The 18,756-nt window shown below is 61.9% G+C and carries 19 protein-coding genes; 9 read left to right on the plus strand and 10 right to left on the minus strand.

Annotated elements, in window-relative coordinates:
• Nucleotides 1-52: 52 nt before the first annotated feature.
• Entirely contained in the window at nt 53-466 is a 414-nt protein-coding gene (locus tag AC0V6T_RS09930; protein WP_486126491.1) for a GFA family protein, read from the plus strand.
• Here the strand turns inward: AC0V6T_RS09930 and parC are convergent.
• Nucleotides 463-2,754 (minus strand): DNA topoisomerase IV subunit A, encoded by a 2,292-nt coding sequence (parC, locus tag AC0V6T_RS09935; RefSeq protein ID WP_486126493.1) that lies wholly within the window; start codon nt 2,752-2,754, stop codon nt 463-465. The genes AC0V6T_RS09930 and parC overlap by 4 nt on opposite strands.
• A 171-nt stretch (nt 2,755-2,925) precedes the next feature.
• Here parC and AC0V6T_RS09940 point away from each other — a divergent pair, with 171 nt between their 5' ends.
• Nucleotides 2,926-3,480, plus strand: coding sequence for a type 1 glutamine amidotransferase domain-containing protein (locus AC0V6T_RS09940; RefSeq protein WP_486126495.1), 555 nt, complete (start codon nt 2,926-2,928; stop codon nt 3,478-3,480).
• Between the two features lie 151 nt (nt 3,481-3,631).
• On the opposite strand, the gene AC0V6T_RS09945 is transcribed toward AC0V6T_RS09940, so the two are convergent.
• The 4 genes from AC0V6T_RS09945 to AC0V6T_RS09960 all read right to left on the minus strand — a co-directional run bounded on the left by AC0V6T_RS09945 (nt 3,632) and on the right by AC0V6T_RS09960 (nt 6,873).
• Nucleotides 3,632-4,414: an ion transporter gene (locus AC0V6T_RS09945; protein ID WP_486126497.1), complete on the minus strand. Its 783-nt coding sequence runs from the start codon at nt 4,412-4,414 to the stop codon at nt 3,632-3,634.
• Between the two features lie 6 nt (nt 4,415-4,420).
• Entirely contained in the window at nt 4,421-4,756 is a 336-nt protein-coding gene (locus tag AC0V6T_RS09950; protein WP_486126499.1) for a 2Fe-2S iron-sulfur cluster-binding protein, read from the minus strand.
• Nucleotides 4,747-5,829 carry a cysteine desulfurase family protein gene (locus tag AC0V6T_RS09955; protein ID WP_486126501.1) on the minus strand — a complete coding sequence of 361 codons (1,083 nt, stop codon included), beginning with the start codon at nt 5,827-5,829 and terminating at the stop codon, nt 4,747-4,749. The genes AC0V6T_RS09950 and AC0V6T_RS09955 overlap by 10 nt, the downstream gene beginning before the upstream one ends.
• 120 nt (nt 5,830-5,949) lie before the next feature.
• Nucleotides 5,950-6,873 (minus strand): cysteine desulfurase family protein, encoded by a 924-nt coding sequence (locus tag AC0V6T_RS09960; RefSeq protein WP_486126502.1) that lies wholly within the window; start codon nt 6,871-6,873, stop codon nt 5,950-5,952.
• 174 nt (nt 6,874-7,047) lie between these two features.
• Between AC0V6T_RS09960 and AC0V6T_RS09965 the strand changes: the two genes are divergently transcribed.
• Entirely contained in the window at nt 7,048-7,704 is a 657-nt protein-coding gene (locus AC0V6T_RS09965; RefSeq protein WP_007163422.1) for an alpha/beta hydrolase, read from the plus strand.
• Between the two features lie 8 nt (nt 7,705-7,712).
• Here the strand turns inward: AC0V6T_RS09965 and AC0V6T_RS09970 are convergent, their stop codons facing one another.
• Nucleotides 7,713-7,841 (minus strand): hypothetical protein, encoded by a 129-nt coding sequence (locus AC0V6T_RS09970; RefSeq protein WP_486126504.1) that lies wholly within the window; start codon nt 7,839-7,841, stop codon nt 7,713-7,715.
• Nucleotides 7,842-8,100: 259 nt separating this feature from the next.
• Between AC0V6T_RS09970 and AC0V6T_RS09975 the strand changes: the two genes are divergently transcribed.
• Nucleotides 8,101-8,790 (plus strand): energy transducer TonB, encoded by a 690-nt coding sequence (locus tag AC0V6T_RS09975; RefSeq protein WP_486126506.1) that lies wholly within the window; start codon nt 8,101-8,103, stop codon nt 8,788-8,790.
• Nucleotides 8,791-8,815: 25 nt separating this feature from the next.
• On the opposite strand, the gene AC0V6T_RS09980 is transcribed toward AC0V6T_RS09975, so the two are convergent.
• Complete coding sequence (locus AC0V6T_RS09980; protein ID WP_369880803.1) at nt 8,816-9,043, minus strand: hypothetical protein; 228 nt, start codon at nt 9,041-9,043, stop codon at nt 8,816-8,818.
• A gap of 100 nt (nt 9,044-9,143) precedes the next feature.
• Here AC0V6T_RS09980 and AC0V6T_RS09985 point away from each other — a divergent pair, with 100 nt between their 5' ends.
• From AC0V6T_RS09985 to AC0V6T_RS10000, 4 genes are all read left to right on the plus strand, one after another.
• Nucleotides 9,144-9,518: a DUF3597 domain-containing protein gene (locus tag AC0V6T_RS09985; protein WP_007163419.1), complete on the plus strand. Its 375-nt coding sequence runs from the start codon at nt 9,144-9,146 to the stop codon at nt 9,516-9,518.
• Nucleotides 9,519-9,554: 36 nt separating this feature from the next.
• Nucleotides 9,555-11,408 carry a DUF885 domain-containing protein gene (locus AC0V6T_RS09990; protein WP_486126509.1) on the plus strand — a complete coding sequence of 618 codons (1,854 nt, stop codon included), beginning with the start codon at nt 9,555-9,557 and terminating at the stop codon, nt 11,406-11,408.
• A 44-nt stretch (nt 11,409-11,452) separates the two neighbouring features.
• Nucleotides 11,453-13,093: an FAD-dependent oxidoreductase gene (locus AC0V6T_RS09995; RefSeq protein ID WP_486126510.1), complete on the plus strand. Its 1,641-nt coding sequence runs from the start codon at nt 11,453-11,455 to the stop codon at nt 13,091-13,093.
• 147 nt (nt 13,094-13,240) lie between these two features.
• Entirely contained in the window at nt 13,241-14,842 is a 1,602-nt protein-coding gene (locus tag AC0V6T_RS10000) for a hypothetical protein (RefSeq protein WP_486126512.1), read from the plus strand.
• A gap of 47 nt (nt 14,843-14,889) precedes the next feature.
• On the opposite strand, the gene AC0V6T_RS10005 is transcribed toward AC0V6T_RS10000, so the two are convergent.
• The 3 genes from AC0V6T_RS10005 to AC0V6T_RS10015 form a co-directional block, all read right to left on the minus strand.
• Nucleotides 14,890-15,438: a DUF937 domain-containing protein gene (locus AC0V6T_RS10005; protein ID WP_486126514.1), complete on the minus strand. Its 549-nt coding sequence runs from the start codon at nt 15,436-15,438 to the stop codon at nt 14,890-14,892.
• A 31-nt stretch (nt 15,439-15,469) separates the two neighbouring features.
• A complete protein-coding gene (locus tag AC0V6T_RS10010; RefSeq protein ID WP_486126516.1) occupies nt 15,470-15,826 on the minus strand; it encodes a hypothetical protein in 357 nt (118 codons plus the stop codon).
• A gap of 126 nt (nt 15,827-15,952) precedes the next feature.
• A complete protein-coding gene (locus tag AC0V6T_RS10015; protein WP_486126518.1) occupies nt 15,953-17,569 on the minus strand; it encodes a phosphoenolpyruvate carboxykinase in 1,617 nt (538 codons plus the stop codon).
• Between the two features lie 394 nt (nt 17,570-17,963).
• Between AC0V6T_RS10015 and AC0V6T_RS10020 the strand changes: the two genes are divergently transcribed.
• On the plus strand, nt 17,964-18,752 hold the full coding sequence (locus tag AC0V6T_RS10020) for a response regulator transcription factor (RefSeq protein WP_486126520.1): 789 nt from the start codon (nt 17,964-17,966) through the stop codon (nt 18,750-18,752).
• Nucleotides 18,753-18,756: the final 4 nt, after the last annotated feature.

The raw sequence follows: 18,756 nt of genomic DNA on the forward strand, positions 1-18,756 counted from the left end.
CCGCGGTTTTTGTTGTTATCCAATGGCAGGCGAACATCTCAGGGACGATGCCATGCGGGGCAGTTGCAATTGCGGGCGAGTGGTTTTCGAGATCAGTGGCAAGATTGGGCCAGTGGGACAATGCCATTGCTCGAAATGCCGCAAAGCTTCGGGAACGAATGGCAATGCGGTCTTTTATACTTCTGTTGACTCGTTGAGCTTTGTGAACGGTGCCGATGACGTTACTCGGTTTTCCGATGGTGGCTGGGGTCACACGTTTTGCAGATGTTGCGGAAGCCCGACGCCCCATCTCGCTTCGAACGGAAAGATTTACTTCGTGCCCGCAGGCCTGATGGATGACGATATCGGGCACCGCGGATACGCCGCCCATATTTTCGTAGGCTCCAAGGCGGAGTGGGTGACGCTCGATGACGACGCGCCGAAGTACATCGAAGGCTTCGAGTCCGAACGCGTCGAACCTTCCTAAAACCGATTATCTTTCGGGAAACCCTGCGGCGGGAGCCTGCCCGCTGCACCCCTCGCGACCTTCCACTGCCAGATCTCGTTCTCGGTCCGGGTGCGTTCGCCCGATCCGCCCATCTGCCAGCTGAGGCCGTCTTCCAGTACGAAGGTCGTCGCATCCGACAGCCCGCCATCGCGGTAGCGTTGCAGCATCACGCCCTGCCCGCGTGCCATGACAGGCATTTCCTCAAGATTGAAGACGATCAGCTTGCGGTTCTCGCCCACTGCCGCGACGTGGTCATGGTTCTCGGGGACTTCGCGGATCACCTGCAGCTTGGCATCCCCCTTGAGGTTGACAACCTGCTTGCCCTTCTTGGTTTCGGCCAGCAGTTCCTTCGTCTCAGCGATGAAGCCCTTGCCGATGCTGGAAGCGAGCAGAAGCTTGCCCCCTTCCTTGTGTACCATCATCGCGGCGATCTGCGTTTCGGCGGGCAGGTCGATCATGGTGCGAACCGGCTCACCGAAACCGCGCGCGCCAGGCAACTTGTCCGCGCCCAGCGTGTAGAAACGCCCGTCGGAGCCCGCGATCAGAAGCTTGTCGGTGGTCTGAGCGTGGAGGATGAAAGCGAGCGCGTCGCCTTCCTTGTATTTGAAATCCTGCGCCAGATCGACGTGGCCCTTGGCCGCGCGGATCCACCCTTTTTGCGAGAGGATCACCGTCACCGGCTCCTTCTCGATCATCGCGTCCATGCTGAATTCGACCGCAGGCGCGGCCTCCTCGATCCGCGTGCGGCGTGCGCCGAGCGCGGTGTCTTCGGCGTAGTCCTTGCGAAGCGCGCGCAGGTCCTTCTTCAACCGCGTGCGCTGGCGCGCCGGGCTTTCGAGAAGCTTGTTCAGCTCCTCCTGCTCGGCCAGCAGTTCGCTCCTTTCCTGCTTGAGCTCCATTTCCTCAAGCTTGCGCAAAGACCGCAGCCGCATGTTGAGGATCGCCTCGGCCTGACGGTCGGTGAGGCTGAACTCGGCCATCATCACGGCTTTGGGCTCATCCTCGTATCGGATGATTTCGATCACTCGGTCGAGGTTGAGGAAGGCGATAATGTAGCCGTCGACCAGCTCCAGCCGCCGTTCAATCTGGCCGAGACGGTGGCGGGTGCGACGCTGGAGGATCTCAATCTGCGCGGCGGTCCAGTTCTGGAGCAGTTCTTTCAGCCCCATGACCATCGGCGTGCGGGTCGCGTCGAGTACGTTCATGTTGAGCCCGAAGCGGGTCTCCATGTCGGTCAGCTTAAAGATTGATTCCTTGAGCAGATCAGGATCGACATTGCGGCTGCGCGGGACGAGCACGATGCGAATGCTCTCATCGCTTTCATCGCGTACATCTTCGAGGATCGGTAGCTTCTTATCTGCGATCGCCTGCGCGATCTGTTCGATCAGCTTGCCCTTGGCGACCTGGTACGGGATTTCGGAGATCACCAGCTGCCACTGGCCGCCGCCGAGGCGTTCGATCCCCGCTTCGATGTCCTCCGCTTTTTCGGCTTCGGGTGCGTGGAAGACGCCGCGCAAGCGGAAGCTGCCTCGACCTGTGCGATAGGCCTCGGACAGCACTTCCGCGCTGTCGACCAGTTGGCCGCCAGTCGCAAAGTCGGGCCCCGGCATCAACTCCATCAGCCGCTCGTGTTCGACATGCGGATTGTCGATCAGCTCAAGCGTCGCGTCGATAACCTCGGCCACGTTGTGAGAGGGGATGTTGGTCGCCATGCCCACCGCGATCCCGCTCGCACCGTTGCCGAGCAGGTTGGGGAACAGTCCGGGCATCAGCTCGGGCTCTTCCTCTTCGCCGTTATAGGTCGGGATGAAATCGACCGTGCCCGCATCCAGCCCTTCCATCAGCTGGATCGCGGTCTTGGTCAGGCGCGCCTCGGTGTAGCGATAGGCGGCGGCGTTATCGCCATCGATATTGCCGAAATTACCCTGCCCTTCGACCAGCGGATAGCGAAGCGAGAAATCCTGAGCGAGGCGCACCATCGCGTCATAGGCGGCGGTGTCGCCATGCGGGTGATACTTACCGATCACCTCACCCACGACGCGCGCGGATTTCTTGAACGTGCTGTCTGGCGCGAGCTTCAGCTGGCGCATGGTCCACAGCAGCCGCCTGTGAACCGGCTTCAGCCCATCACGCAGGTCCGGTAGCGAGCGCGCCGTGATCGTGGAGAGCGCATAGACAAGGTAACGCTCGGACAAGGCGGCATCGAAGGGTGCATCGACGATTGTGTCGAATTCATCAGAATCATCGCTAGTCGTGGGTTCAGCCATCCCACCCGCTTAGCAACGCCTTGCCGGTGGGTGGAGAGGCGTTTCCACAGGGAAACTTGGATTTGCAGCTGGTCCCGGCTCACGCACGGCCAGACGGCGGATTTGGAACGCTCTCCGCCTCCTCTTTGTAGCCCAGATGTACAGCAACTCATCAAACGAAGGGATACAAAGATGAAACGCGTTCTTATCGTCGCAACCGACGGCTTCGAACAATCCGAACTTATGCAGCCCAAACAGATGCTCGAAGAAGCGGGCGCCGAAACCATCGTCGCCAGCCTCGAAGATGGCGAGATCAAGGGCTGGGAAGATGGCGACTGGGGCGAAAGCGTGCCCGTCGACCTGACCATCGATGAAGTGAGCGTTGGCGACTATCACGCACTGCTTCTGCCGGGCGGCCAGATGAACCCCGACATCCTTCGCATGGAGGAATCGGTGATAAACTTGATCAAGGAATTCGACAATGCCGGCAAGCCGATTGCAGCGATCTGCCACGCACCGTGGCTCCTGATCGAAGCCGACCTTGTCGACGGCAAGACCGTCACCGGCTGGCCCTCGATCCGGACCGACCTTGAAAATGCAGGCGGTGAAGTGATCGACACACGCGTCGCGGTCGATGGCAACATCATCACCAGCCGTAATCCGAACGACATCCCCGCCTTCACCGAAGCGTTGATGGATGCAACGACGATTTCGAGCGAAGCTGACCGCGTCCTCGAAAACGCCTGATCCAACCAGACAATCAAAGGCCTGACGCCGCGCCTTTCGGAATGCGGAGTTATGGTCGGCCCTTGGCGCACCCCTTCATGGGGTCGACCACTGGCTCCCTCCCCGCCGTGCCCCTCCAAGCGCGGCGGGGTTTTTGCGTGTGCGACTGCGGTCAGTCTGGCGCGTCTCGCTCTTTGCGGAGCGCGGCGACATCGTCGCGCAGCATCTTGAGCTGATGGATGATCTCCTCGCGCTCACCGTGCGCCTCGTCTTCGGTCGCCTCCGCCATGGCGTTCACGATCACACCGATGAACAGGTTAAGGACGATAAAGCTGGTGAGCAGGATGAAAGGCACGAAAAACGCCCAGGCGTAAGGGAACTGCTCCATCACCGGGCGCACGATCCCCATCGACCAGCTCTCAAGCGTCATGATCTGGAACAGCGAATAGAGCGAGGCCCCAAGGTTGCCGAACCATTCCGGGAAGGCCGCACCGAACAGCTTCGTCGTCATGACCGCGCTGATGTAGAACAGCAGAAGCAGCATCACGATCACGGTCCCGATGCTCGGGATGGCACGGAACAGGCCAAGGATAACCTTGCGCATGCTGGGTACGACCGAGATGAGCCGCAATGCCCGAAGAATGCGAAGTGCGCGCAGGACCGAGAACTGGTCGCCCGCCGGGAGCAAAGCAGCGCCCACGATCACGAAGTCGAAGACGTTCCAGCCATTCTTGAAGAAGGCAAGGCGGTAAGCGAACAGCTTGATCGCAAGTTCGACTACGAAAATCGCGAGCGCGATCCTGTCGAGCAGCGACACGATCCCGCCCGCTGCCGCCATGACTTCGGGGGATGTTTCCAGCCCCAGACCGATCGCGTTGATGACGATGATGGTGATGATGAAGCGCTCAAAGCCGCGCGTCTCGACCAGCGCTTTGGCGCGTTCCTGCAAGGTCATGTGCAGCTACATCCGCCGCGCGTCGTGGCTTTCGCCGGGCACGCTGACCGTGATCCCGTCGAGATCCGGCGTGAGGTCGATCTGGCAGGACAGGCGCGAGGTGCGCCGGGCGCCCGCGGCGAAGTCGAGCATGTCCTCTTCCTCTTCGGAAGCTTCGGCGAGCTTCTCGAACCACTCGGCGGCGACGACTACGTGACAGGTCGAGCAGGCCATCTGGCCCTCGCACGTCCCTTCGAGCGGGAGTCCGGCTGCCTGTCCGACCTTGAGCAGATTGTCGCCTACCTCGGCCTCACAGTCGACGGCGTTGCCGCGCGGGTCGATGAAGGTGACTTTCAGCCCCATTTATCCTGCTCCTTTGCCGCTGCATTGATCTGCTTTGCCGCCTTCTCGATGTCTTCGAGCGTGGTGTAGCGCCCCCAGCCAAGCCTGATCGAGGACTTGGCCTGCTTGTCGCTGAGCCCGATGGCCTTGAGCACATGGCTCGGGCGGCCCGATCCGCTGGCGCAGGCGCTTCCGGCTGAAAACATCACATCGCGGCACTCGCTCATCAGGCGCGCGACGTCGAGGCCGTCCTTGCGGATGTTGAGGTTGCCCTTGTAGCGAGCCGTGTCGCTCCCATTGAGCTCCCAGCCATCAAAGATCTCGCGGGCGCGGTTCCAGAGTTCTTCGACGTGATGCTCGTCCTCGGCCATGCGCTCCTTGGCGAGCGCCGCCGCCGCACCAAACCCTGCGATCAGAGCCGGGCTGAGCGTACCTGAGCGAAGACCCGCCTCCTGCCCACCACCGGTCTGGTGCGCTTTCAGGTCGATGCCGTTCCTCACCCACAAGGCGCCCACGCCCTTGGGTCCGTGGAACTTGTGCGCGCTCACCGCGATCATGTCGGCCTGCGTCACCTCGATCTTGCCATAGGCCTGCACCGCGTCGATCAGGAAAAGCGCATTGTTCTCCTTCGCCTTGCGGTGCCAATCGATGGTCGGCTGGATCGTCCCGATCTCGTTGTTGACCTGCATCACCGCGATCAGGCGCACGTCGTTGGGAACGTCCTGCGCGGTGTTGCACTGCCCCTCTTTTGAGACGTTGAGGACATGTTTTGCGCCAATCGCTTGGGCAGTGTCGCTCACCGCCGCGTGTTCGATGGCGGATACTGACACGGAGCCTGTAGTGCCGCTTCCCCTGACCGCGAGGTTCAGCGCCTCGGTCGCGCCGCCGGTGAAGATCACCTGTCCGCCCGGAGGGAAAAGCGCCGCCACCTTCTCGCGCGCCGCCTCGATCGCAGCGGCGGCCTGCCTGCCCAGCTTGTGCGGAGAATGCGGATTACCGAAGCCCATGCCATCGGGTCCGTCGAGCCACCGCATCATCGCATCGCGCGCTTCGGGAGCGAGCGGGGTCGTGGCCTGGTAGTCGAGATAGATCATGGTAGCTCCTATGCCCGACCTATCTCTCCGCGTCATCCCGGACCTGATCCGGGATCCCGCTTGTATGTAGCCTAGACAAGAGAATGTAGTGGGACCCCGGATCACGTCCGGGGTGACGGGTCAGCACAGGGAACTCCAAGCTTCTGCAAATTGTTCCAGCTCTTGAGCGGTTGTCGACCAGCCGATGCTCACCCGGATCGTGCGCGAGGCGACGTCATCCGCGACGCCGAACGCGTCGAGCACGCGGCTTTTCTTGAGCGTGCCCGATGAGCATGCGCTTCCGGCCGAGACAGCGAAACCCATGGCATCAAGACGGATCAGGAGAGCCTGCGCGGAGATGGTGGGGTGCGTCAGCGCGACGATGTAATCGACCGCTTCGCCGATGGTCAGACGGTGCGCGCCCAAGCCTCTGGCAAACGTGGCGCGCTCCTCAGCGGTGGTTGCCCACTCACCCGCTTCGAGCGCTGCCGCCATGCCCATCGCTCCCGGAAGGTTCTCGGTCCCCTGCCGGTATCCGCGCTCGTGCCCGCCCATCGGCTCGAGCAGATTGAAATCGCGCACCAGCAGCGCGCCGATTCCGATGGGCCCGCCGAATTTGTGCGCCGAGACCACCAGCATGTCAGCGTCGGGCAATCCGAGCTTTCCCGCACTCTGCGAGCAGTCGGAGAGGATCAGCGCGCCGGTCGATCTCACCGTCTCGGCCATTTGCGAAACCGGGTTGATCGTGCCGGTTTCCGAATTGACGTGCTGGACGCAAAGCATCGTGTCGCTGTCGAGCGGCTTTTCTTGGTCGAATATCTGCGCATCGGGCGCGGCACGGAACACCGCGTCGTGCTCGATGGCGCTCACCACCGTCCGTTTTGCCTTTGATCGGCCTAGCGCGAGGGCAAGCGCTTCGCTCGCGCCGCTCGTTAAGATCACCTCCCCATCCCAGCCCAGCGCTCGCTTGATCCGCTCGCGCGCGTCTTCGAGTGCCTGCTTCGCCTTGCGCCCTTCGGCATGAGGAGAGGACGGGTTCGCCCACAACGCAAAACCCTCCTCCATCGCCGCACGCGCTTGGGGGCGCAGGGGCGAAGTGGCAGCATGGTCGAGGTAGATACGGGTCTTAATGAGAACGATTCTCGATAAATTGCACAATGGATTGCGACTCGTATATAGAGCGCAGCCTCGCTGCTGCCAGCCGGTTGTCAGCGCAACCCATTTCACAAGGTTCTACAGATGCCATCAGTCATCTTTCCCGGTCCCGAGGGCCGCCTCGAAGGTCGTTTCTCTCCTCCGCCCCGCCCGCGCGCACCGGTTGCGATGATCCTGCACCCGCACCCTGAAGGCGGCGGCACCATGAACGACCGGATCGTCCAGCGGCTCTACAAGACCTTCGCCGACCGCGGCTTTGCGGTCCTTCGTTTCAACTTTCGCGGTGTCGGGCGCAGCCAGGGTTCGTTCGACAATGGTATCGGTGAGCTTTCCGACGCAGCATCCGCACTCGACTGGGTGCAGTCGATCCACCCCGAAGCGCAGACCACCTGGGTCGCTGGCTATTCCTTCGGTGCGCTGATCGGCATGCAGCTCTTGATGCGCCGCCCCGAAGTGCGCGGCTTCATCTCGATCGCGCCGCCTGCGAATATGTACGACTTCTCGTTCCTCGCGCCCTGCCCTGCGAGCGGGATTTTCGTGCAAGGCGCTGCCGACACGGTCGTCCAGCCGACCGCTGTCCAGAAGCTCGTCGACAAGCTGCGCACGCAAAAGCACATCACGATCCACCACGACGAGATCCCGCGCGCCAACCACTTTTTCGAAAACGAAATGGAAGAGATGATGGCGAGCGTCGACAACTACCTCGACTTCCGCCTCTCGCCGGATTGTCCGATCAAGTGATTTGACGATCACTTGATCGTTTCCAGATGGCGTTCGCCCATCCGGGCGAACTCCTCGGCGCTGTTTCTCACTCGCTTCGCTCGATCGGGCGCCAGCGGGCGCGCGGTCGCGCTTGCGATGCCCTTGGCATCGTCCATCGACCTACTACGCAATTGCGCATGAAACGGTCGTTCCAGCGGGGATGACAACCGGAAAGTCGCCCCGACCGATTGTTGCGTCGTGGCGCAAATTTTCTCCATTTCTCAATCGGTTGCGATTGCGAACGGGTCGCAATTGGCAACTCGATAGTTCTTGCCAGCCCGATGTTATGTTGCAACATTCCTCTTCTGCGAGGTTAACCGCCCCTAACGGCAACGCCCCGCAGCGCTCGTCGCGACAAGAAGAGGAGACGTCTCTATGAGTTATGCAAACACCGCAAACCGCCCCAACCCCGCAGCCGCTTTGGGCGCGCTTGGTATCCCCGCCGCCGTTGGCGCGGTTTTGGTGCTTGGCCTCGCGGTCACGGTCGTTCCCCCTGTCGAGATCCCCGGCATCAAGGGCGTCACCGTCCCGATCGAGCCGATAGACGAACCGGTCGACCCGGTCGTCGAACCGGACGCTCCGCCTGCCAGCGACGCCCCTGCCCCGCGCACCCCCGAAACACCGGCCCCGCGTCCGCTTCCACCATCTGGACCGATTGACCTTGGCGTAGAGACGAGCGGCCCCATCACAGGCCTCCCCGGACTTGGCGAGATCAACACAGGCGGGATTGGCGACGAATTCGTGATCCCCACACCTGCCCCTCGCTTCGATCCCGTGGCCGCTGCGCCGCGCGGCAATCCGGGCCGCTGGATCACCGATCGCGACTACCTGACCCCATGGATCAATCGCGGATATTCGGGCGTCGCGGGCTTCACGCTCAGCATCGATGCAAGCGGCAAAGTGACCGATTGCTCGATCACGCGGTCGACAGGGCACACCGCGCTTGATGAGGCGACCTGCCGCCTGCTTGAACGCCGCGCTCAGTTCAATCCGGCGCGCGACAGCAATGGAGCGCCAGTTGCGGGGCGATATTCAAACCAGGTTGCGTGGGAAATTCCTCAGTGACGCAAACATGAGCGGGCGGCTGGACCTATTGCCCTTCGGCCGCCCCGCTCGCATCCGGCGCGCTCCCCATCGGCGATGAGCCGTCCGAATTGGGGATCGTCCAGATCAGCACATTCGCAATCGCCACGATCGCAAGCACCACCATCAGCGCGGGCTGCTTTGCCTCGCCGGTGCGCTTCCACATGGCATAAGCGCCCAGCAACAACAGGATCGCTGCCAGCATCACGATCGACAGAACGAGGTCCACGGTCACTTTTTAATTCGCTCCCAAACTATGCGGCGTTGTCATAGCACTGGCACATGCGATGACTAGCGTTTAGCGTGACGAACGGACGGTAAGAACGGAGAGAAACATGGGAATTTTCAGCTCGATCAAAAACGCGATCTTCGGCGACGACGAAGAAGACAAGAAGCCGGTCGACAGGCCGGACACCAAACCAACCGCGACAAGCGGACCCAAAGAGCGCGCCGCAATCACGCTTGACGAGGTGGAAAACCGCATTGGCAACATTCCCGGCGCAGACAAGCTCAATTGGCAGACCTCGATCGTCGATCTCATGAAGCTGGTGAAGATCGACCCGAGCTATGAAAACCGCAAGGAGCTCGCGACCGAACTCGGCATGGTCGATTATTCAGGCACGGCAGAGCAGAACATCGCGCTTCACCGCGCGGTGATGAACAAGATCGCGCTTGCCGGCGGCGTCGTGCCGGGTGATCTCAAGGACTGATTGACACGCGACATGCGCCCGGTAAGCCATGAGCGCATGAACGACATTCCAACGAACTTCACACGCCGCCAAGCTCTCACCGGGCTTGGCGGCGTTTCTGCGCTTGCGCTGCTTCCCGGTTGTGCGGGGGCCGCATACCAACCTGTTACTGCCGCGCCGACCACATACGGCCCCGACGAGATGCTCGACCGCATCGCTTATGCGATGTTGCAGCACGAGCCGGGGCGCGCGACGGGTCTTGGCGTTGATACGGGCGAGTTTGCAGACTGGCGCGGCACGCTTGGCGCAAGCGGAGGCGCAGGGCGTGAAGCTTACAAGGCCACCCTCACCGAATTGCTCGCCGATGCGCGCAGCTATCCCAAGGAAGGTCTGACCGCCGATCAGCAGGTCGGCTTCGAGGTTGTCGAAAGCGCCTTTTCCAAGGCTGTCGAGGGCATGAACCTGCCCTATGGCGATGTCGCGGTCGGAAGCTGGCGCAACGCGCCCTACCTCGTGATCCAGAATGTCGGCGGCTATATCGACTTCCCGCGCTTCTTCGGCGCGACCCAGCCGCTGCGCGATGCGCAGGATGTCGAATATTACATTGGCCGACTGAACGAAGTCAGCGCAGTCCTCGATGGCGAGCTTGATCGCATTCAGGAAGCGCGCGGCATGGGCCTCGTCCCGCCTGACTTTCTGCTCGACAAGACCATCGCCCAGATGGAAGCGAACATCGCGGCAGCAGGAAATGCGGGCGGCGCGTATGTCGAACCGCTGCGCACATCGGACCTCGCCGCCGCCAGTGCCGCCATCCAGCAGGCCGAGGCGATTGCGCGCGACAAGGTGGTTCCCGCACTCCAGCGCCAGCTAGCCGAGCTGAAAATTCAGCGCGCCGCCGCGGGCTCTAACGCCGGAATGTGGGCTCAGCCAGAAGGCGAGGAATGGTACAGCTGGTCGACCAGCGCATCGACCACCACCTCGCTCACGCCTGACGAGATCCATGAGCAGGGGCTTGAGGAACTCGCCGAATTGCATGGCCGCATGGACCCGATCCTGCGCGAGCTCGGCTACACGCAAGGGACCGTGGGTGAGCGTATGCAGGGCCTTTCCGAAGACCCGCGCTACCAATTCTCCGAAGGCGACAAGGGCCGCGAGGAGATCTTCGAATTCATCGATGAGCGCATCGCCTGGATCAAGGCGCAGATGCCACGCGCTTTCACCCAGCTGGTCGATCCCAACATGGAAGTGCGCCGTATTCCGGTTGCAGAGGAAGCGGGTGCACCGGGCGCTTACGGCGGGGCTGGCAGCAAGGACGGGAAGATACCAGGCCGTTTCTGGATCAACCTCCGCACCACCGACCTGCACCGCAAATACGACCTGCCCGACCTCACCTTTCACGAGGCGATCCCCGGCCATGTGTGGGAGGGCGAGTACTCGAACCGTCTGCCGCTCATCCGCTCTATCCTCGCATTCGGCGCATTCAGCGAAGGTTGGGCGCTTTATGGCGAGCAGATGGCCGACGAGCTCGGCGCTTACGATGACTTCAAGGTCGGGCGGCTCGGATACCTGCAAAGCCTCGCCTTCCGCGCCTGCCGCCTTGTCGTCGATACGGGCCTCCACAACAAGCGCTGGACGCGCCAGCAGGCTCGCCAGTTCTTCGTCGAACGCAACGGATCGAAGGAAGAGGAGGTTGCAAGCGAGGTCGATCGGTATTGCAGCTGGCCGGGTCAGGCGTGCTCGTACAAGATCGGGCATTCCGAGATCGTGCGCCAGCGCAGCCGGGCTCAGGCCGAACTTGGCGATGCCTACGATTTCCGCGCGTTCAACACGGCAGTCATTCTTGGCGGCAATGCGCCGCTCGACGTGGTCGGCAAGACCGTCGACCGCTATATCAGGGATGCCCGCGCCTAGGGCATCCAACGGGTCCATGCGGACCGCACCAGGAGGTAGATGAGGTGGAGCAGCTCGGACCTGATCTTGAGACGATGCGCCGCGTGCCGCTGGCGGATTCTCACGTCGAGGAAATCTGCAAGATCGGCGGTGAGCGCAGCTATGCGGAGGGCGAAACGGTGGCCGATATCGGCGATCCGATGGACACCTTCGTCTATGTGCTGGAAGGCGAGATCGAAGTCGTTGACCCCTACACCAATGAACGCCTGCTAGAGGCCTCGCTTGGCCCAACTCAGTTCATGGGCGAAATCGGCTTTCTCAATCGCGGAACCAACTACCTGAAGATGCGCGCGGCCAAGGACACCCGCGTGATCGAGGCCCCGCGCACCGACATGCTCAAGCTGATGGAGCGCATCCCGGAACTCTCCGATCATATCATTACGGTCTTTGCCGCGAGGCGCAGGGCGCAGTTCGAAATGTCCAACGGCTCGGTGAAGGTGATCGGAGCCGACCGCGACGGCGCGGTGCAGGAAGTCGAACGGTTTCTGTCGCGCAACCGCATTCCCTTTTCGAGCTACGACATGGATTCGGGCGATAGCGAGACGCTCGAAGCCTGCGACATTCTGGGTCACGAACCCGGAGTAATCCTTGGCACCGACCAGAAGCTTGAGGATCCAACCCCGCGCAAGGTCGCGCAGTTCCTCAATCTCGACCTCGACATTTGCTCACAGCGCGAATTTGACCTGCTCATTGTCGGCGGCGGCCCAGCGGGTGTTGCAGCGGCGGTCTATGCCGGGTCCGAGGGGCTCGATGCGCTGGTGATCGAGGATATGGCAGTGGGCGGTCAGGCTGGAACGTCGAGCCGGATCGAGAACTACATGGGCTTTCCCACCGGCATCAGCGGCACCGATCTCACCTATCGAGGGCAGATCCAGGCTCTGAAATTCGGCACCCGCTTCGTCATGCCGCGCCGCGTTGTCGGCTTGACCAAGCGCGAGGACGGTTCGTTCTGCGCAAAGCTCGACGATGACGATGAAGTCTGCGCCAAGGCAGTTCTGGTCAGCACCGGGGTCCAGTACCGACGCCTCCCCCTCGACAACCTCGAACGGCTAGAAGGTGCGGGCGTGTTTTATTCGGCGACCGAGATGGAAGCGCGCTTTTGTTCTAACACCGAAGCGGTCGTGATCGGCGGCGGCAATTCGGCGGGGCAGGCCGCGATGTACTTGTCGCGCACCGCCCGCTGCACCCATCTCGTGGTGCGCTCCGACAGCCTTGCCTCATCCATGTCGAGCTACCTTTCGAGCCGGCTCGAAAAGGATGACCGGATCAAGATCCACTACAACACCGAAGTCACCGCGCTTCATGGCGATGATTGGCTCAAGGCCGTCACCTTCACAAGCGATGGCAGCGATCGCACCATCGACACGCGCGCGCTGTTCATCATGATCGGCGCAGCGCCCAACACCGATTGGCTCTCCGGCCTCGTTGAAACGGACGAGAACGGCTTTGTCCGCACCGGCGCAGAGGTCGGGCGCGAGACCCCGTTCGAAACCGGCACGGACGGAATCTTTGCTGTGGGAGATGTGCGATCGGGATCGGTCAAACGCGTTGCCAGTGCGGTCGGCGAAGGCTCCGTGGTGGTCAGCCGGATCTGGACCTATCTCGACGACCTGCAGCAGAAAGAAAACGCAGCCGCGCAAGACTAGGCCCGTCTTCGCTCGTCGGGCCGTGCATAATCAATCACTTCCCAAGTGAATTGTGCGACATCGGCCCTAGCCAGAGCCTCGACTTTTTATATAGTCTGCCCAAGCGCCGCCTATTTGTACGGCGCGTAAGAGGGGCTGAATTCTGATATGCTGACGCGTTTTCTTGCGCTGCTCTTGGCAGCGATCGTCATGGTCTTTGCCAGCCAACCCGCAGCGGCCAAATGGCACAAGGCCGAAAGCGATCGTTTCGTCATCTACTCCAACAGCGAAGAAAGCGACCTTGCAGACTTCGCCGAGATGCTCGAGCGGTATCATGTCACCATGGAGCTTGAGAGCGGGCGGCAAGTGGCCGTGCCCAGCCCGTCGAACCGGCTGACCATCTTTCTCGTCGGGAGCATCGACGACCTTCAAAACATCTACGGTGCGAAAGGGCGCTCATCGGTTGCGGGCTTCTATATTCCGCGCGCGAACGGCTCGGTGGCCTTTGCCCCCAACATCCGCTTCCGCCAGCCCGACAGCGGTCGCGGGCGGATTGGCACGCGCTATCAACGCAGCGCGGGGGGCACCGCTCCGCTCAACCGCTCGGTCCGGATCCTTCTCCACGAATATGCGCACCATTTCCTGATTTCGTCGGCCCGTCACGCCATGCCGCGCTGGCTCAGCGAGGGGGCGGCGGAATACTTCTCCTCCGCGCGCTTCAACGATGATGGCTCGATCGACATCGGCCTTCCCAACAACAGCCGCGCATGGGAGATCAGCCAGGCTGCGCCCGTCTCGGTTCCCGAACTGCTCGATTACGAACTTTACCGCGACAATCGCGGCAATCGCTATGACGCTTATTACGGTCGCAGCTGGCTCCTGTTTCACTACCTGCGCTTCAATCCGGAGCGTGCCGGCCAGCTCGCGCAATACTGGCAGTATGTGGCACAGGGCGCGGACAGCATGGAAGCGGCGCAGGCCGTGTTCGGCGACCTCGACGCACTGGAAAGCGAGCTTCGCGCTTATGGGCGGGAGCGTTCGATGGCGGGCATGCGCTTTGGCTCAAACCGCATCCGGATCGGTTCGATCAAGACCTCGGAACTGTCCGAGGGCCATGCCGCGATGATGCAGGTCATCATGCGCTCAAAAAGCGGCGTAAACGAAGAGGAAGCCGTCGCGCTTGTCGAAGATGCGCGCCGGGTGGCCGAGCGTTTTCCCGGCGATGCGCACGTCCTCACAGCCCTTGCCGAAGCGGAATATGACGCAGGCTTCGACGATGCTGCGATTGAGGCAGCCAATCGCGCAATCGCCGCCGATCCGGGCATCCCGAACGCCTATGTCCAGAAAGGCTACGCGCTGTTCCGCAAGGCGAAGAGCGCCGACAATTCCGCCGAAGCCTTTGACCGGGCGATGGGCCCGTTCCAGTCGCTCAATGCGATCGAGGCCGATCACACGCAGCCGCTGATCTACTATTATCGCAGCTATGCCGCGCGCGGCTTGCCTGCCCCGGAAGATGCGCGATTTGCGCTTGAGCGTGCCTCGCAGCTGGCCCCATTCGACAAGAACCTGTCGATGGAAGTGGCGGTCATGCTGGCCAATGAAGGCAAGCCGCGCATCGCCGAGATTTTCCTGCGCCCGGTCGCCGCCGATCCTCACGGACGGACACGCGCCGCCGCAGCGCAGGCAATGCTCGATGAGCTCGCGAATGCAGCGGATGGCAGCGTAGTACGTATCCGAGTGGGTGAGATGGACAGTTCGGAGGAAGGCTGATCTTCCGAACCCGAGTGGGTGACGCTTAACGCGCCTCCGGCCCGATCCTAGCGCTTCATCATTCCGCCGACGATCGAGCCAAGAATGCCGCCGAGCGGATTGCTCGATCCGCCGCCCGCGCCGCTTGGCGCTTGGCCGGTGGCCTGTTTCGCCATGTATCCAGCAACGGCCATCGCCAGGATCGGCAGCATCTTCTTGAGAAGCCCTTCGTCGAGGCCGGTCATCGCCGAAACCTCGCCCGCGACTGAACGGCTGACGTCCTTGCTGCCAAAGATGTTGCCAAGAATGTCGTTGCCAGCCGCCGTGGGCGTGGGACTTGAGCCGAGAACCGCGTCGAGCAGCCCGCCGCCCAGCATCCCGCCAAGGCCGCCAGCAGCAGATCCGCCACCGCCGCCGAGGATCGCGCCAGCAAGTCCGCCCAGCCCGCCCATCGGGTCAGGCGTCGTCGTGCCACCGGTCGCGCTTCGCCCCATCCCCGCGACAATCGCAGGAAGCAGCGCCCCCGCCGCGGTCTTGGCGGTCGTTTCATCGACGCCCAATTCGCGCGCCATTGAGGAAATCGCTCCGGTCTGCTGGAGCATTGCGGCAAGGCTCATCTGTCTCTCTCCTGTCGGGCGCTGAGCGCGCTTATTTGCGGCCAAAAAGCCCTGAGGCGATGTCGCCGATGTCGTCCATCGCGCTGCCATCGCCGTCACGGTCGAGCAGGCCCATCAGCGAAGACGGATCGTCCTGAATTGCCTGGGCGAACTGGGTCAGCGATCCTTCGCCGCCGATATGCTGGACGATCTGACTAAGGACGCCGGTGTCCAATCCGGTCTTCGCCGATGCGAGTTCAACCGTATCGCCCTGCATCTGGTGCGTCTGGCCAAGCACCGCGATCGCCTTTTCCGCCATAGCCGGATCGATCCCGACCTTGCTTGCGAGGTTGGCGACATCGTCAGGCGCACCACCGATATTCTTCAGGATTCCGTCGAGCAGGCTCATTGCAATTCTCCCCATTGTTTCGAGTCGCGAGAGAGTGTGGAGCAAAGACCCGGCAATTCAAAGAAAAAGCCCCGCTCCGGCCAATTGGCCGGGCGGGACCTCCTCTCCAACTGAAATGTCAGTGTGTCAGGCAGCGATGGGCGATGCAGGTGCGGCCTGGCGGACGCCTTCGTCGACATGCGCTTCGAACTCGGCGAAATTGTCGATGAACAACTGAACCAGCTTCTGCGCGGTCGCGTCGTAATCTTCCTTGTCCGCCCAGGTGCTGCGCGGGTCGAGGATCGTCTGGTCGATGCCAGCCTCGGCCAGCACCGGCACATGGACCGGAACGTCGAAACCGAAATTCGGATCTTCGCGGAATTCGACATTATCAAGGTCACCGTCGAGCGCAGCGTTGAGCAGCGCACGGGTCGCCTTGATCGGCATGCGGTTGCCGACGCCGTACTTGCCACCGGTCCAGCCGGTGTTGAGCAGCCAGCACTGCACGCCGCCCTTGGCGATGCGCTCTTTCAGGAGATTGCCATACACGCTCGGATGGCGCGGCATGAAGGGTGCGCCAAAGCAGGTTGAAAAGGTTGCTTCGGGCTCGGTCACGCCGATCTCGGTGCCTGCGACCTTGGCTGTGTAGCCCGAAAGGAAGTGATACATCGCCTGATCGGGCGTGAGCCGCGCAATCGGAGGCAGCACGCCGAACGCATCGGCGGTGAGCATCACGACGTTGCTCGGCACCGGGCCAAGGTTGTCTTTGCTCGTATTCGGGATGTAGTCGATCGGGTAAGCGCCGCGCGTGTTTTCGGCGAGCGTGTTGTCGTCGAAATCGAGCTCGCGCGTTTCGTCGTCCATCACGACGTTCTCGAGCACGGTGCCGAAACGGCGCGTCGTTGCGTAGATTTCGGGCTCAGCCTCTTCGGACAGCCGGATCATCTTGGCGTAGCAGCCGCCTTCGAAGTTGAAGACCGCCGTGTCCGACCAGCCGTGCTCGTCATCGCCGATAAGGGTGCGCGAGGCGTCTGCGGAAAGCGTCGTCTTGCCCGTGCCCGAGAGGCCGAAGAACACCGCCGTCTTACCGTCGGCGCTGATATTGGCCGAGCAGTGCATCGGCATCACGCCCTTGGTCGGGAGCAGGTAGTTGAGGATGCCAAAGACGCTCTTCTTCATCTCGCCGGCATAACGCGTGCCGCCGATCAGGATCAGCTTCTCGGTCAGGTTGACCGCGATCACGGTCTCGCTGTTGGTTCCGTGGCGCCCTGGATCGGCCTTGAAGGTCGGCAGGTCGATGATCGTGTATTCCGGCGCGAAATCGCTGAGTTCTTCGGCGGTCGGGCGCACCAGCAGAGTGCGGATGAACAGGTTGTGCCATGCAAGTTCATTGATGACGCGCACGTTGACGCGGTGCTCTGGCTGCGAACCACCGAACAGGTCGGCGACGTAGAGCGTTTCCTTGCCCGCGACCGCTTCCATGAAGTCGGCCTTGAGGTTGGCGAAATGCTCCGGCGTCATGCTCTTGTTGACCTTGCCCCACCACACGGTGTCCTCGGTCGTTTCGTCGCGAACGATGAACTTGTCGTTCGCGCTGCGGCCTGTTTTTGCGCCGGTCTGAACGACGAGCGCGCCGTGCTTGGAAAGCTTGCCTTCGCCAGCAGCGATCGACGCTTCGACAAGCGCAGACGTACCAAGATTTGAGTGGATTTCGGCTCCGGTTTCGATGCCCTGGGAGCTAAGCGGCTGGGCGAGGGGGATCAACGTATCTTCTCCTGGTACGATGGTGTTCGTGTCCGAATTTTCGTGTGGGTCCGCCAACCGTTGCGAAGCGCCTTGCGATCAAGCCTGATGAAGCGATTCGAACGGGGGAATGTCCGCGATCCCAGGGGCGGCATATCCGTGCTTTTCGCCCCCGTCAAACCGGCGTAAAATCGCTGCATTGCACAATATTTTCAGCAGTTGCGTAGGGCATCATCGGCGTCGCGCATGCCTTGCGATGACCCTGTCCAGCAGGTCTGACATTTTGATCAGAAAATGTCGGGCCGACTTATATCATGCACGCCGTGCGCCGTTTGTGGCTTCCATCCAAGCCGATTGTTTCGGCGGCTTTAAGGCGCTACCGCTGACCATCACGCGAGGAGGCACGCAAGCGATCATGGCAGGCGAAATCAGCGACATGCAAAGTTCAGAGGTCGCAGGCGGCGCGTCGGCGAACGGCGAGACCCGGCGCGAGGCTATCGAGATCGCTCTGGTGGATGACGACCGCAACATCCTGACCACGGTCTCGATCGCCTTGCAGGCCGAGGGGTTCGTCACTCGGCTCTATTCCGACGGCGAAACCGCCCTTCGTGCACTGATCGATAATCCGCCCGACCTCGCCGTGTTCGACATCAAGATGCCCAAGATGGACGGGATGGAGCTTTTGCGCCGCGTCAGGGCGCACCAACCTATCCCCGTAATTTTCCTCACCAGCAAGGACGACGAGGCCGACGAAGAAGCAGGCCTCGAACTGGGCGCTGACGACTACATCGCCAAACCTTTCAGCTTGCGCCTTTTGACCGCGCGCATCCGAGCGATCCTGCGCCGGGCAGAGCCCGATCGCGCGCTTGGCCACGAAACGAGCGCTCCCGATCCCGTCCACCCGAGCATCGACCGTGGGCGGCTGTTCATGGACCCTTCCCGCCATCACGTGACCTGGAACGACAAGCCGGTGAGCCTCACCGTCACAGAGTTCCTCATCCTTGAAGCGCTTGCCGCGCGTCCCGGCGTCATCAAGAGCCGCAACCAGTTGATGGACGCAGCCTATCCCGACGATGTCTTCGTTGATGACCGCACCGTCGACAGCCACATCAAGCGCATGCGTCGCAAATTCCGCGTGGTCGACCCCGAATTCGCGGCAATCGATACGCTTTATGGCGCAGGCTACAGCTTCAATGACGGCTAAGAGC

Source organism: Erythrobacter sp. S158 (genome assembly GCF_057364915.1).

Bases quoted from the DNA above. Each gene is read 5' to 3' on its own strand.
- AC0V6T_RS09930 (WP_486126491.1), top strand. From the start codon at position 53: ATGCGGGGCAGTTGCAATTGCGGGCGAGTGGTTTTCGAGATCAGTGGC.
- parC (WP_486126493.1), bottom strand. From the start codon at position 2,754: ATGGCTGAACCCACGACTAGCGATGATTCTGATGAATTCGACACAATC.
- AC0V6T_RS09940 (WP_486126495.1), top strand. From the start codon at position 2,926: ATGAAACGCGTTCTTATCGTCGCAACCGACGGCTTCGAACAATCCGAA.
- AC0V6T_RS09945 (WP_486126497.1), bottom strand. From the start codon at position 4,414: ATGACCTTGCAGGAACGCGCCAAAGCGCTGGTCGAGACGCGCGGCTTT.
- AC0V6T_RS09950 (WP_486126499.1), bottom strand. From the start codon at position 4,756: ATGGGGCTGAAAGTCACCTTCATCGACCCGCGCGGCAACGCCGTCGAC.
- AC0V6T_RS09955 (WP_486126501.1), bottom strand. From the start codon at position 5,829: ATGATCTATCTCGACTACCAGGCCACGACCCCGCTCGCTCCCGAAGCG.
- AC0V6T_RS09960 (WP_486126502.1), bottom strand. From the start codon at position 6,873: ATGGAGGAGGGTTTTGCGTTGTGGGCGAACCCGTCCTCTCCTCATGCC.
- AC0V6T_RS09965 (WP_007163422.1), top strand. From the start codon at position 7,048: ATGCCATCAGTCATCTTTCCCGGTCCCGAGGGCCGCCTCGAAGGTCGT.
- AC0V6T_RS09970 (WP_486126504.1), bottom strand. From the start codon at position 7,841: ATGGACGATGCCAAGGGCATCGCAAGCGCGACCGCGCGCCCGCTGGCG.
- AC0V6T_RS09975 (WP_486126506.1), top strand. From the start codon at position 8,101: ATGAGTTATGCAAACACCGCAAACCGCCCCAACCCCGCAGCCGCTTTG.
- AC0V6T_RS09985 (WP_007163419.1), top strand. From the start codon at position 9,144: ATGGGAATTTTCAGCTCGATCAAAAACGCGATCTTCGGCGACGACGAA.
- AC0V6T_RS09990 (WP_486126509.1), top strand. From the start codon at position 9,555: ATGAACGACATTCCAACGAACTTCACACGCCGCCAAGCTCTCACCGGG.
- AC0V6T_RS10000 (WP_486126512.1), top strand. From the start codon at position 13,241: ATGCTGACGCGTTTTCTTGCGCTGCTCTTGGCAGCGATCGTCATGGTC.
- AC0V6T_RS10005 (WP_486126514.1), bottom strand. From the start codon at position 15,438: ATGAGCCTTGCCGCAATGCTCCAGCAGACCGGAGCGATTTCCTCAATG.
- AC0V6T_RS10010 (WP_486126516.1), bottom strand. From the start codon at position 15,826: ATGAGCCTGCTCGACGGAATCCTGAAGAATATCGGTGGTGCGCCTGAC.
- AC0V6T_RS10020 (WP_486126520.1), top strand. From the start codon at position 17,964: ATGGCAGGCGAAATCAGCGACATGCAAAGTTCAGAGGTCGCAGGCGGC.